Source organism: Klebsiella sp. RCJ4 (assembly GCF_009025755.1).
GTDB lineage: Bacteria > Pseudomonadota > Gammaproteobacteria > Enterobacterales > Enterobacteriaceae > Klebsiella > Klebsiella michiganensis.
In genome coordinates, this window is record NZ_WCIN01000012.1 from 65,532 (window position 1) to 77,304 (window position 11,773).

13 protein-coding genes are annotated in these 11,773 nt (G+C 59.2%); 4 read left to right on the forward strand and 9 right to left on the reverse strand.

Annotated features, from left to right (window positions below; all coding sequences use genetic code 11):
- The first annotated feature begins 3 nt into the window (after positions 1-3).
- The 4 genes from F8562_RS04320 to F8562_RS04335 are packed head-to-tail and all read left to right on the forward strand — an operon-like array spanning position 4 to position 4,019.
- Positions 4-807, forward strand: coding sequence for an ABC transporter substrate-binding protein (locus tag F8562_RS04320; protein WP_014839261.1), 804 nt, complete (start codon positions 4-6; stop codon positions 805-807).
- 24 nt (positions 808-831) lie between these two features.
- Positions 832-2,352, forward strand: coding sequence for an amino acid ABC transporter permease/ATP-binding protein (locus F8562_RS04325; protein WP_014839262.1), 1,521 nt, complete (start codon positions 832-834; stop codon positions 2,350-2,352).
- Positions 2,353-3,081 carry a class II aldolase/adducin family protein gene (locus F8562_RS04330; protein ID WP_014839263.1) on the forward strand — a complete coding sequence of 243 codons (729 nt, stop codon included), beginning with the start codon at positions 2,353-2,355 and terminating at the stop codon, positions 3,079-3,081. It begins immediately after the preceding gene.
- A 5-nt stretch (positions 3,082-3,086) separates the two neighbouring features.
- Complete coding sequence (locus F8562_RS04335) at positions 3,087-4,019, forward strand: 2-hydroxyacid dehydrogenase (RefSeq protein WP_014839264.1); 933 nt, start codon at positions 3,087-3,089, stop codon at positions 4,017-4,019.
- On the opposite strand, the gene F8562_RS04340 is transcribed toward F8562_RS04335, so the two are convergent.
- The 9 genes from F8562_RS04340 to F8562_RS04380 form a co-directional block, all read right to left on the reverse strand.
- Positions 4,016-5,074, reverse strand: coding sequence for a cytochrome c-type biogenesis protein CcmH (locus tag F8562_RS04340; protein WP_014839265.1), 1,059 nt, complete (start codon positions 5,072-5,074; stop codon positions 4,016-4,018). The genes F8562_RS04335 and F8562_RS04340 overlap by 4 nt on opposite strands.
- Positions 5,071-5,628, reverse strand: coding sequence for a thiol:disulfide interchange protein DsbE (dsbE, locus tag F8562_RS04345; RefSeq protein WP_014839266.1), 558 nt, complete (start codon positions 5,626-5,628; stop codon positions 5,071-5,073). The genes F8562_RS04340 and dsbE overlap by 4 nt, the downstream gene beginning before the upstream one ends.
- Positions 5,625-7,562, reverse strand: a complete 1,938-nt coding sequence (locus tag F8562_RS04350; protein ID WP_151891888.1) for a heme lyase CcmF/NrfE family subunit — start codon at positions 7,560-7,562, stop codon at positions 5,625-5,627. The genes dsbE and F8562_RS04350 overlap by 4 nt, the downstream gene beginning before the upstream one ends.
- The gene (ccmE, locus tag F8562_RS04355; protein ID WP_014839268.1) at positions 7,559-8,038 is read right to left on the reverse strand and encodes a cytochrome c maturation protein CcmE; all 480 of its coding nucleotides are present in this window, start codon (positions 8,036-8,038) and stop codon (positions 7,559-7,561) included. The genes F8562_RS04350 and ccmE overlap by 4 nt, the downstream gene beginning before the upstream one ends.
- Positions 8,035-8,238, reverse strand: a complete 204-nt coding sequence (gene ccmD / locus F8562_RS04360; protein WP_014839269.1) for a heme exporter protein CcmD — start codon at positions 8,236-8,238, stop codon at positions 8,035-8,037. The genes ccmE and ccmD overlap by 4 nt, the downstream gene beginning before the upstream one ends.
- The gene (locus F8562_RS04365) at positions 8,235-8,972 is read right to left on the reverse strand and encodes a heme ABC transporter permease (RefSeq protein WP_014839270.1); all 738 of its coding nucleotides are present in this window, start codon (positions 8,970-8,972) and stop codon (positions 8,235-8,237) included. Before F8562_RS04365 ends, ccmD begins: the two co-directional genes overlap by 4 nt.
- Positions 8,973-9,068: 96 nt before the next feature.
- Entirely contained in the window at positions 9,069-9,725 is a 657-nt protein-coding gene (gene ccmB / locus F8562_RS04370) for a heme exporter protein CcmB (protein WP_086074038.1), read from the reverse strand.
- Positions 9,725-10,366: a cytochrome c biogenesis heme-transporting ATPase CcmA gene (gene ccmA, locus F8562_RS04375; RefSeq protein ID WP_032694815.1), complete on the reverse strand. Its 642-nt coding sequence runs from the start codon at positions 10,364-10,366 to the stop codon at positions 9,725-9,727. The genes ccmB and ccmA overlap by 1 nt, the downstream gene beginning before the upstream one ends.
- Before the next feature lie 7 nt (positions 10,367-10,373).
- Entirely contained in the window at positions 10,374-11,768 is a 1,395-nt protein-coding gene (locus tag F8562_RS04380; protein WP_032694790.1) for a cytochrome c peroxidase, read from the reverse strand.
- Positions 11,769-11,773 lie beyond the last annotated feature (5 nt).

Below are 11,773 nucleotides of genomic sequence, written 5' to 3' on the forward strand. Positions count from 1 at the left end.
ATGATGAACAAAACGCTAAAAAAAATCTCGCGCCGTGTGGCTTTATCCATCGCCGTCACCGCTTGTTTTTCCCCGCTGGCTCAGGCCGCTGAGCTGCTGACCGAGGGCGTCTTTAAAGTCGGGATGGAGGTGACCTATCCGCCTTTTGAATCCTATGACAGCAATAACAATATTGTCGGCATCGACCCGGAGTTCGCGGCGCTGATCGCCGAACAGCTGAAGGCAAAACCGCAGCTTATCGACACGAAATTCACCAGTCTGATCTTAGGTATCGGTAAGAAATACGATGCGGTGATCTCCGGGATGTACGTGACGCCCGAGCGCCAGAAGCAGGCGGACGCCATCCCTTACGCCCTGTCCGGCGCGTCCATTATTGCGCTGAAAAGCAGCGCCATTCAGCCAAAAACGGAAGACGAACTGTGCGGCGTGAAGGTAGGTCTGCAGGCGGGTACCGCCTGGGTTTCCAGCCTGAAAACGCACTCCGACGAGTACTGCCTGAAAAACGGCAAACCGGCCATTAGTATTCAGGAATTCCCGACCGCGCCGGAAGCCTCCCAGGCTCTGCTGTCGAAAAATATCAACGCCCAGTTAGAAATCGCCCCGGCGGCGCAAATTATCGTCGAGAAAAGCCGCGGCCGCCTGGCCATTAGCTCGAACCGTCTGGTCTATCCGCTGCCGCTGGGAATTTACGTCGCCAAAGGCAACACCGAGCTGGCCGAGGCCATTAAATCAACGTTAGCCACCCTTAAAGCCAACGGCAAATATGACACCATCATCAAGAAATACAACTTAGAAAGCATCAATTAATACAATAATTAAACGGGAGTCGGTATGGAGTTCGATTGGGGATACTTTTTTTCATTATTTAGCGTTGGGGCATTCTGGCAGGCGTGTGTCACCGTGGTTGTCGTCAGTTCATTGTCCTGGTTTATTGGCCTGATATTAGGTTTTCTTTTAGCCTGCGCGAAGCTCTCTGGCCCGCGCTGGCTGAAGGTTCCCGTCGAACTCTATATTTGGTTTTTCCGCAGCGTACCGCTGATGGTCCTGCTGGTCTTTGTCTATAACCTGCCGCAGCTGTTTCCGGCCACCCAACCGCTGCTCGGCGTTCCGTTTATTGCCGGCCTGGTCTCGATGACGGTGACCGAAGCGGCCTACATGGCGGAAATCCATCGCGGCGGCCTGCTTTCGGTCGCCAGGGGGCAAAGCGAAGCCGGGCATGCCTTAAGCTTTAGCTTTATCGGGATTCAGCGCTTAATTATTATCCCGCAGGCGTTTCGTATTTCCCTGCCCACGCTGATTAACGAATACATCACCATCATCAAGCTCAGCTCGATTCTGTCGGTTATTTCGCTGCCGGAGCTGCTGCTGACCGGCCAGCGCCTGTACGCGCAGAATTTTCTCGTCATGGAGACGCTGCTGGCGGTCGCCATTTACTACGTTATGGTCGTCACGGTGTTTAGCTGGCTGTTCCGGGCGCTGGAAAACCTGCTGGATATTCAGCGTAAGCGCCCGCAAACGCTCAACGAGCATGAATGCGAAACCCTGCGCCAGAATCTGAAGCCGCCGGTACAGACGCAAAAAGCGCAGGCCGCCAGCGGCAACCCGCCGGCGCTGGATCTGCACGCCATCGAAAAATCCTGGGGCCAGCACCACGTGCTGAAAGGCATCGACCTGAAAGTGGAAAACGGGGAGGTAATCAGCATCATCGGCCCGTCCGGCTCCGGCAAGACCACCCTGATCCGCACCATTAACGCCCTTGAAAGCATCGACGGCGGCGAGATCATTCTTTACGGCGAGGATTACCTGAAGGGCGCCTCCGTTGTTGATAAACAGCAAATGCGCGCGGGCGTACGCCGCATCGGCATGGTGTTCCAGGGCTTCAACCTGTTTCCCCACCGCACGGTGCTGGATAACGTGATGCTCGCCCCGCTCTATCACAAGCTGCTCGACCGCGCCGCCGCCAGAGAGCAGGCGCTGTGGCTGCTGGATCGCGTCGGTCTGCTGGCGCACGCCGAAAAGTACCCGTACCAGCTCTCCGGCGGCCAGCAGCAGCGCGTGGCCATCGCCCGCGCCCTGGCGCTGAAACCGGACATCATGCTGTTTGATGAACCCACGTCGGCGCTGGACCCTGAACTGGTTGGCGAAGTGCTGAAGGTCATTCAGTCCCTCGCCCGCGAAGGCATGACGATGATTATCGTGACCCACGAGATGGACTTCGCCTTATCAATTTCTGACCGGGTGGTGATGATGGAAAACGGCGTCGTGCAGAGCGATATGCCGCCGCAGCGCATTCGCAGCGATGCCGCCGATCCGACCCTCACCCGCATTCGTGAATTTATGGGAGTGCAATAAATGGCAACTGAACGGGAACTACGCCAGCAGCTGGCCGCCGCCTATCGTCTGGCGGCGCTCTTCGGCTGGGAAGACACGCTGTATACCCACTTCTCCGTGCGCCTGCCCGGCGACGGCGAGCCGCGGTTTTTAATTAACCCCTTTGGCATGATGTTTGACGAAGTCACCGCCAGCAACTTAATCGTGGTCGATATGCAGGGCAAGGTCGTCGAGGGCAGCGCCCCGGCAAACTCGGCGGGATTTACCATTCATAGCGCGGTCCATATGGCCCGGGAAGACGCCCACTGCGTGATCCACACCCACACGCTGCCGGGGATGGCCGTTGCCGCCTGCGCAGACGGGCTGCTGCAGCTTAACCAAATCAGCACCGAATTTTATCAACGCGTCGGCTACCATCCTTATGAAGGCGTCGCATTCGATCTCGATGAACGCGTGCGGATCCAGCGCTCGCTCGGCGAGAACATCGCCCTGATCCTGCAAAGCCACGGGCTGCTGTCGGTCGGGCGCACCGTCGCCGATGCGTTTTACATCATGTACTACCTGAACCGCGCCTGCGAGATCCAGATGGCCGCCGCGCAGCTGGCGCCGCTCGGCCCCATCCATACGATACCTGAACCGCTGAGCCGGCACGCCGGTGAGCAGCTGATGGGGGTTGAACATGAACGCCAGCTGGTGTGGCAGGCGTGGCTGCGGCGCCTCGACCGCCTTGATACTTCTTATAAGAGCTAATGCCTATGACCCAGTTCACCATCGTCGTGGATTGTAACGATCCTCAGTACACCCGGGAGCTTTGCGCCGCGTTCGCGCTATTCCCGGAAGTGAAAGCGGTTCTGCCCGAGGACCCCGCCGCCCGCGAGGCGCAATACGCCTGCTGCTGGTTTCCCGACCCGCAGCTGCTGGCGCGCTCGCCTCAGCTGAAGCTGATCCAGGCCGCGTCTGCCGGCGTAGACCATTTGCCCGCCAGCGTTTTCGCCAGCGACGTTCCGCTCTGCCGGGTGGTGGATGAAGATTTTCGTCACGGTATGTTTGAATACGCGCTGTGGGGCGTGCTGTGGTTTCAGCGTCGCTTTGACCGGGCGCTGGCCCACCAGCGCGAGCGCGTCTGGAAGATGTATCCGCAGCGAGCGGCGGCCGATTATCACGTTGGCGTCATGGGCCTCGGCGAAATTGGCGGCTATATCGCCTCGCAGCTGGCCGCGCTGGGGTATCGGGTTTCCGGCTGGGCGCGTAGCGAAAAATCCCTTGCCGGCGTGCGCTGCTACCACGGAGAGGCGCAGGCTGGCGAATTCCTTGGCCAGCTGGATGCGCTGATCAACGTCCTGCCGTTAACCGGACAGACGCGAGGTATCCTCGCCCATCCTTTACTGCAGCAGCTGCCCGACGGCGCGTCGCTGATTAACTGCGGCCGCGGCGAGCATATGGTGAATCAGGACGTGCTCGAGGCGCTGGATAGCGGCAAGCTGTCCGGCGCGGTGCTGGACGTCTTCCCCGTCGAGCCCCTGCCCCAGGAAGACCCGCTGTGGCAACACCCGCAGGTGGCGATCACGCCGCATATGGCCTCCATCGCGCAGACGGAGGTGATTGCCCGCCAGCTGCTGGACAACATCCGGCGGCAGCAGCAGGCGCTACCGCTGAAAAACCTGGTGAACAAACGGAGCGGTTATTAACCTTGCGCGTCAACGGCGGGATGTTCGTGGGTTAAGCGTTGCTCCGTCTGGTTGATATGATGCTCAATGACCGCCCGGCGCGTATCGTCCGGCGGTAATCGTTTTAGCAGCAACCGCCACGCCGTCAGCGCCTCGCTGAAATGCGCCTGCTCTGATGCACTGAGCGCGTAGAGATTAAGCAGGCGGTCGTTAACGCGCTGGCTCTCCATCAGCTGGCGCACCAGCGCACCGCCCCGCGGGTCAGATACCCGCAGCAGCGCCTCCGCATAGCCAAATGCCGCGCGATCGTTCTCCGGGGCCAGCGCGTAAGCGCGAGCATAGGCCTGAGTCGCCATAGCGGCGTTATCCAGGACCCTGCCGAGACGCCCGAGCATAAGCCAGTCCTCAATAGAAGCGTCCGGATTTTGCCACAGCGTCGTGCGTAGCCCGAGGGCCAGACGCCGCAGCTCGTCTTCATCAAGCGGCTGCGCCTTTGGATCCTGCACCCGCGCCAACAGAGCCGGCGTCTGAGCCACCGCCTGCTGCCAGCGTTGCACCTGCTGATAGTGGCCGGTCTGGCTATAGCTGACCGCACCTACCGCCAGCGCAAGCACCGCGCCAGGTATAAAAATCCACGGCCCGGCGGATTTATCCTCCGGCGCCCGGCCGTCAGAAAACGTCTCCTGCCCTGGCCTGACGCGGCGGCTGGAGCGGGCCACTATAGCCCAACCGCCCATGGCGATCGCAGCGGCCGGCACGACCCACAGCAGCATCGTCAGCGGGGTTAATGGCGGATCGTAGGTGACGAAGTTGCCGTAGCGCGCCACCATGTAGTCCACAATATCGCTGTCGCTTTTTCCTTCCTGCATAAGCGTAAAAACTTTCTGCCGCAGGTCGGCCGCGATCGCGGAACTGGAATCCGCAATGCTATTGTTCTGGCATTTCGGGCACCGAAGCTGCTCCGTGAGCAGGCGAAACCGCTGTTCCTGCTCCTCGTCCTTAAACGGCATGACATCAATAGCGGCCAGCGCGTTTGCGCAAAGCAGCAGCATCAGCGCGCTCAGTAATAATCTCATGGCGCAGCCTCCCGGCTAAACTTCTCCCACAGCGGCCTGAATTCGCGCTCCCACACCCGATCGTTAAGATCCCCCGCGTGGCGGTAGCGAATGATCCCCTGCCCATCGATCAAAAACGTCTCCGGCGCGCCGTAGACTCCGAGATCCAGCCCGAGCATCCCGTCGCCGTCAAACAGGCTCAGCGCGTAGGGATTGCCCAGCGTGTTCAGCCAGCCAATTGCTTTCTGCCGATCGTCTTTGTAGTTCAGACCCACCACGCGGATCCCCCGCGCGGAAAGCTGATTCAAATACTGATGCTCTGCGCGACAGGTCGGGCACCAGGTCGCCCAGACGTTAAGCAGCAGCGGTTTGCCCTGGGCCAGCGCATCCGACTGAAAATGCTGCCCGGGATCTTCCAGCGCCTCAAGACGGAAAATCGGTACCGGTTTTCCGATCAGCGCCGACTCCAGGCTATTGGGATCGTCCCCTTTCACATTACGCGCCAGCTGCCACAGCAGCAGCATCGCGATAGCCATAAAAATGGCCAGCGGCATCAATAACGTACAGCGCTTCATCTGGCCTCCGCGCCAGGATATCCGCGGCGCGGGCGATAGCGCGGATCGCACAGGCACAACAGCCCGCCCAGCGCCATCAGCACTCCCCCGGCCCAAATCCAGCGTACGAACGGTTTATAATAAAGGCGTACGGCCCAGGCGCCGTTGCCCAGCTCTTCGCCCAGCGCGGCATAGAGATCGCGGGTGAATCCGCCGTCAACCGCCGCTTCGGTCATCATGGCGCTGCTGCTGTGGTAAAAGCGCTTTTCCGCATTCAGTATCGCCTGCGGTTCACCGCGTCGCATGACGCCAATCACCGCGACGGCGGAGCGATAGTTTGGGCCGATCGCCTCTTTGACCTCACGGAAAGAAAAGCGATATTCATGGACATCGACGCTGTCGCCCACCCGCATGCGCACGTCGCGCTCCACGCTGTAATTTTGACTAAAGGCGATACCCACGAGGGTGACCGCCAGCCCGAGGTGGCCTGCGACCATTCCCCAGTAGCTGAGGGTCATCCTGGCGCCGCGTGAAACCCGCAAAGCGATCTCTACTCCCGCCAGCACAAAGACCCAACAGGCCATCGCCAGCCCGACCACCGTCATGGCGACAATCTTATCGCCCAACCACCACGGCAACAGAAGCGACAGCGCCAGCGTGCTTGCGCAGGCAATAACCAGCAGCCTCCTGAACTTACGCGGGCGATCGCGCCCCCAGCGCACCAGCGGGCCGATGCCCATCAGGAGCGCAAACGGCGCCATCAGCCAGCTAAACATCGTATTAAAGAACGGCGCGCCAATCGAAATACTGCCGAGACCCAGCTGTTTATGCACCAGCGGCAGCAGCGTACCCAGCAGCACCGTGAGCATAGCGGCCATCAGCAGAACGTTGTTGCCGAGCAGCAGCGACTCGCGCGACCAGAGCGCATTATTTACCCGAGAGCGGACTTTATAGCCACGCATGGCGAACAGCAGTAAAGAGCCGCCAATGACCAGCACCATAAAGGCCAGAATAAACATGCCGCGCGCCGGGTCGGAGGTAAAAGCGTGAACCGAGACCAGCACGCCGGAACGCACCAGAAAGGTCCCCAGCAGACAGAGCGAAAATGCGCAGATAGCGAGCAGAAGCGTCCACGCCTTGAAGCTGGCGCGCTGTTCAGTGACCGCCAGCGAATGCAGCAGCGCGGTGCCGGCCAGCCATGGCATCAGCGACGCGTTTTCCACCGGATCCCAGAACCACCAGCCTCCCCATCCCAGCTCGTAGTAAGCCCACGCGGAGCCCAGCACAATACCGAGCGTCAGGAAGGCCCACGCCGCCAGCGTCCACGGGCGAGAGAAGCGAGCGAAGGTGCTATCCAGCCGCCCGCTCAACAGCGCGGCTATCGCCAGGGCAAAACTCACCGAGAAGCCCACATAGCCCATATACAGCAGCGGCGGATGGAAAATGAGCCCGGGGTCCTGCAACAGCGGGTTCAGGTCGCGCCCTTCAATGGCAAATTCCGGCAGGGTACGGGCAAACGGGTTGGAGGTGAACAGAATAAACAGCAGAAAGCCAACGCTAATCGTTCCCATCACCGCCAGCACCCGGGCGACAATATCAAGCGGCATTCGCCTGCTGCGCAGCGCTACCGCCACTGTCCAGCCGCTCATCAGCAGCACCCATAACAGCAGCGAACCTTCATGTGCGCCCCAGGCTGCGGCCACGCGGTACCGGACCGGCAGCTGAGTATTGGCGTTACTGACCACGTAGCTCAACGTAAAATCGTTGGTAATGAAGGCGTTAATCAGCACCATAAAGGCGCCCATAATGAGGATGAACAGCAGAACGGCAAATACCCGGGAAGAGGCCATCATTCGCCTGTCCCCCCGCGCCGCGCCCCACAGCGGATAGACGGAAAGCAGTAGCGCGACGCCAAGCGCCAGGCACAGCAGCCCGTTGCCGACTTCAGGCATCATAAGGATGTGTCCCTGTAGGCGCTATCCGGGCGACGATGGTTGCTCTCCATCGCTTTTTCCACGTCTGGCGGAGTGTAGTTCTCATCGTGTTTGGCGAGCACTTCTTTCGCCTGTATCCGGTTGTGCGCATCAAGCTCGCCCTGAACCACCACGCCCTGCCCTTCGCGGAACAGGTCCGGCAGAATGCCTTCGTAGCTGACGTCCACCGAACCTTCGGCGTCATAGATGCTAAAACTCACCTGCAGCGAATTCGCATCCCGCTTCACGCTGCCGGGCGCGACCATCCCACCGACGCGCAGACGCTGACCCCGCTCGGGCCGCTGCTGCGTTTCGCGCTTGCCGTAGAGGATTTCGCCAGGCGTATAGAACAGGTCGATACTGGAACGCAGCGCATAGAGCACCAGCGCGGTGGTCAGCGTTAGCCCGGCGAGCACCGCAAGGGCGACCCACAGCCGGTTTTTGCGGCGAATATTCATGTCGCCTCCCGCGCCGCGCGCCTGCGGGCTTCACGGGCGCGCTGCCGGGCGATATCGCGCAGAATGACACGATGCAGGGTCGCGCTGTGCGCGACCAGCGCCGCCAGCGGAAGAACGGTCAACGCCACCGCCAGCCAGACGTAAAAGGCATAGCCGCCCATGGCCAGGAAATCACTCCAGCTTGTAAATGCGCTGCTCATCGACGACCTCTTTTTAAAATCAGTTCACTGACCCACGGGCGACGTTTTTCCATGAGCAAAATCAGATTCCGCATGCGCATTAGGGCCAGCGTGATAAACAGCAGCAGGTAGCCGATAATCGCCAGCCGCAGCGGCGCGCGCATCGCCGGAGCGATGCTTTGCTGCATATTCGTTGAGCCCTGATGCAGGGTGTTCCACCACTCAACCGAGTAGTGAACTATCGGTAAATTCACCACGCCAATCAGCACCAGAATAGCCGCCGCGCGCCCGGCCAGACGGCGATCGTCAAAAGCGTGCCACAGCGCTATCGCGCCGACGTAGAGAAACAGCAGAACCAGCTCAGAGGTTAATCTGGCATCCCAAACCCACCAGGTTCCCCACATTGGCTTACCCCACGCGGAACCAGTCACCAGCGCCACAAAAGTAAACACCGCCCCCACGGGCGCCATCGCCGCCAGCGCCAGATTGGCCATTTTCATCTGCCAGACCACGCCGAAGAACGCCGCGGCCGCCATCAGGGCATAAATGCCCATAGACCACATTGCCGCCGGAACATGCAGATAGATAATGCGATAGCTCTCGCCCTGCTGATAGTCCGCGGGCGCAAAGCCAAATCCCCAGACCCAGCCCGCGAGCAGTACCAGCGCGCTGGCGCCGCCCAGCCACGGAGCGACCCTGCCGCAGAGCTGATAAAGCCGCGGCGGATTCGTCAGTTGAATCCCTGTTTTCCTCATATTTCAGTCACCAGAAATAAAGTTAAATCCATTGATAAGCCCGGGCTGAATCCCTGGCGCCGCAAACCTGATAAGCGCCATCCATCAAAAACCGCGCTAGTGCAGACTGACGCGTAGCGCCGCCGCCGTCGCAAAGGGGCTTAACGTTGCGCTGCCCGCCAGCAGCGCGCCCAGTATCGCCATATACCCCGCCACGGGCAGATGCATGGAGGCCGCATCCATCGCGGCGGTAGCAAAAATAAGTAAGGGAATAGTCAGCGGCAGAACCAGAATGCTTAACAGCGCGCCGCCGCGCTTAAGTCCGACGGTGAGCCCCACGCCCGGCGCGCCAAGGAACCCCAGCGTCGGCGTCCCTAATAGCAGGGTCAGCGCCATAATTTTCCAGCCATAGACGTCCATGCCCAGCAGCAGAGCCACCAGCGGCGACAGGATCAGCAGGGGCACACCGGTGACCACCCAGTGAGCCATCACTTTAGCCACGACCACCGCCGGCAGCGGCAAAGGCAGCAGCATCAGCTGTTCAAGGCTGCCGTCCTGTAAGTCGTCGCGAAACAAGCGCTCGAGCGCCAGCAGCGAGGAGAGCAGCGCAGCGACCCAAATAATGCCGGGCGTCAGCCGCGCCAGCAGCTGCGGCTCCGGACCAACGGCGAGCGGAAACAGCGTAATGACAATCAGAAAAAACCACAGCGGATTGGCGATTTCCGCGCGATGGCGAAACGCGACCCGCAGTTCAAGGCAAAAAATCCGCCACATCACGGTTCCGCCCTCTCGCCGCGCAGCGCAATGCGTCGAATCCTGTCGGATGCCGCGCTAATTGATTGATGGGCAGTGAAAATGACGATGCCGCCTTGCTCCGTGTGCTGCGCCATGCGCTGAATCAGGCGTTCGACGCCCTCCGTATCGACGGCGGTAAAAGGTTCGTCGAGGATCCACAGGCGGGCGCGGGTCAGCCAGAGGCGCGACAGCGCCACGCGCTGCTGCTGACCGGCGGAGAGCTGGTTAACAGGAATATCGTCGAAGCCGGCAAGCCCGGCCTGCTTAAGGGCCTCCCGGCACTGGGCGATATCATCGTGTTGATGAAGAAAGCGCAGGTTTTCCATGGCGGTCAGCCTGGCTTTGATTCCCGGCTTATGGCCAATCCACAGCAGGTTTTGCTGGTAGCTATCGCGAACGCGATGCAGAGGGCGGCCTTGCCAGTAGATTTCTCCGGCATCAGCGCGGGCCAGCCCGGTAAGCAGGCGCAGGAGAGTGGTTTTCCCCGCACCGTTGCCTCCGGCTATCTGCACCCAATCGCCCGCCGAAACGCTGAATGAAAAATCTTTCATCAGCGTCCGACCATCGCGTTCGCAGTGCAGTTTAATGGCCCTGAGCCAGCTCCGGGAACTTTCGCTCATCATCCCGTTATTGCCCCGGCTGATACGGCGTATAAACACCGGTCAGGCTATGCAGAAAAGCGACAATATCATCGATATCTTTTTGCGCTAAATCCGTACCGACCTGATAGCGCAGCATCAGTTTTACTGCGCCATCAAGCGTCGGAACATCACCGCGATGAAAATAGGGCGCGGTGAGCGCCACGTTGCGCAGACCCGGCACTTTTTGGCGTAATTTATCCCGTACCTCTTTCGTCACATTCATTCGGCCAATATCAGCAGCCGTGATTTCACCAAAATTAAAATCACGCTTCAGCCCCAGCGGTTCAAAAGAGCGGCCGCCGAGAATAATACCGCCGTGACAGGTAGCACATTTATTATCTTTAAATAGCTGATAGCCATGTTTTTGTTGCGCGGTCAGCGCGTCTTCATCACCGCGCAGCCAATTATCAAATGGCGCGTCGGGGGTAATTAATGTTTTTTCAAATTCAGCGATAGCGTCAGTAATGCGTTCACCGCTAAAACCTTGCGGATAAACGGCTAAAAAATCCTTTTTCAATACGGGATCTTTATCCAGTTTATTAATAATGTCTTCCCAGGATTTTGATGCCATCTCAATGGGGTTTAACGGCGGGCCACCGGCCTGTTCTTGCAGCGTTGATGCCCGTCCGTCCCAGAATTGCTCAATATTAAAGACGGAGTTAAATACCGTTGGCGCGTTAATTGGCCCAACAGCGCCCCCCACGCCGATAGACGTTTTTCTGCCATCGACCCCACCCGCGTTTAACGCATGGCAGTGTGCGCAAGAAATGGTGCTATCCCCGGACATTCGCGCGTCGTGATAAAGCCGAAAACCCAGCGCAGCTTTACGCTCATCAACGGGCAGCTTTTTAGGGATCGGCTGGAGAGGTTCATTGCGATGCTGCGCGGCGGTATCAGCGCTGGCGTAGTAGCGCTCGCGCTGGTGCTTAATCCAGTTGAGTATCTCAATACGTTCGCTGTCGCTAACGCCGCCGGCCCAGTGCAGCGCGACGTATCGCGTAGGCGGCATCGTTTGATGCTGCATAACCCACTCAATCTTGTTTAATTCACTTTGTGAAACGGGTTTATCGTCAATCAGTGACGTACGCACGGATTGAAGGTTAAAGGATTTGTATCCCAGCTGTACGTCATACTCCATCAGCTGTTTGGCAACGGGAAAAACGGCGTAAAAGGGCAACTCCGCCGAGGGCGTATGGCAATAGTCGCAACCTTTTTCACTAAAAAAAGAGAGAACTTTATTATTCTCGGCAACCGCCGAGAGCCGGACGTCGTTTTTTTTAATACGCTGACTGTCGTAATACCAGATATAGCCTGACAACCCTAAATAACATAACACGCCTGCGGTAATGACCGAGGCTGTAATGGTCGCAATTTTCTTCATAAGAT

Bases quoted from the DNA above. Each gene is read 5' to 3' on its own strand.
- F8562_RS04320 (WP_014839261.1), top strand. From the start codon at position 4: ATGAACAAAACGCTAAAAAAAATCTCGCGCCGTGTGGCTTTATCCATC.
- F8562_RS04325 (WP_014839262.1), top strand. From the start codon at position 832: ATGGAGTTCGATTGGGGATACTTTTTTTCATTATTTAGCGTTGGGGCA.
- F8562_RS04330 (WP_014839263.1), top strand. From the start codon at position 2,353: ATGGCAACTGAACGGGAACTACGCCAGCAGCTGGCCGCCGCCTATCGT.
- F8562_RS04335 (WP_014839264.1), top strand. From the start codon at position 3,087: ATGACCCAGTTCACCATCGTCGTGGATTGTAACGATCCTCAGTACACC.
- F8562_RS04340 (WP_014839265.1), bottom strand. From the start codon at position 5,074: ATGAGATTATTACTGAGCGCGCTGATGCTGCTGCTTTGCGCAAACGCG.
- dsbE (WP_014839266.1), bottom strand. From the start codon at position 5,628: ATGAAGCGCTGTACGTTATTGATGCCGCTGGCCATTTTTATGGCTATC.
- F8562_RS04350 (WP_151891888.1), bottom strand. From the start codon at position 7,562: ATGATGCCTGAAGTCGGCAACGGGCTGCTGTGCCTGGCGCTTGGCGTC.
- ccmE (WP_014839268.1), bottom strand. From the start codon at position 8,038: ATGAATATTCGCCGCAAAAACCGGCTGTGGGTCGCCCTTGCGGTGCTC.
- ccmD (WP_014839269.1), bottom strand. From the start codon at position 8,238: ATGAGCAGCGCATTTACAAGCTGGAGTGATTTCCTGGCCATGGGCGGC.
- F8562_RS04365 (WP_014839270.1), bottom strand. From the start codon at position 8,972: ATGAGGAAAACAGGGATTCAACTGACGAATCCGCCGCGGCTTTATCAG.
- ccmB (WP_086074038.1), bottom strand. From the start codon at position 9,725: ATGTGGCGGATTTTTTGCCTTGAACTGCGGGTCGCGTTTCGCCATCGC.
- ccmA (WP_032694815.1), bottom strand. From the start codon at position 10,366: ATGAGCGAAAGTTCCCGGAGCTGGCTCAGGGCCATTAAACTGCACTGC.
- F8562_RS04380 (WP_032694790.1), bottom strand. From the start codon at position 11,768: ATGAAGAAAATTGCGACCATTACAGCCTCGGTCATTACCGCAGGCGTG.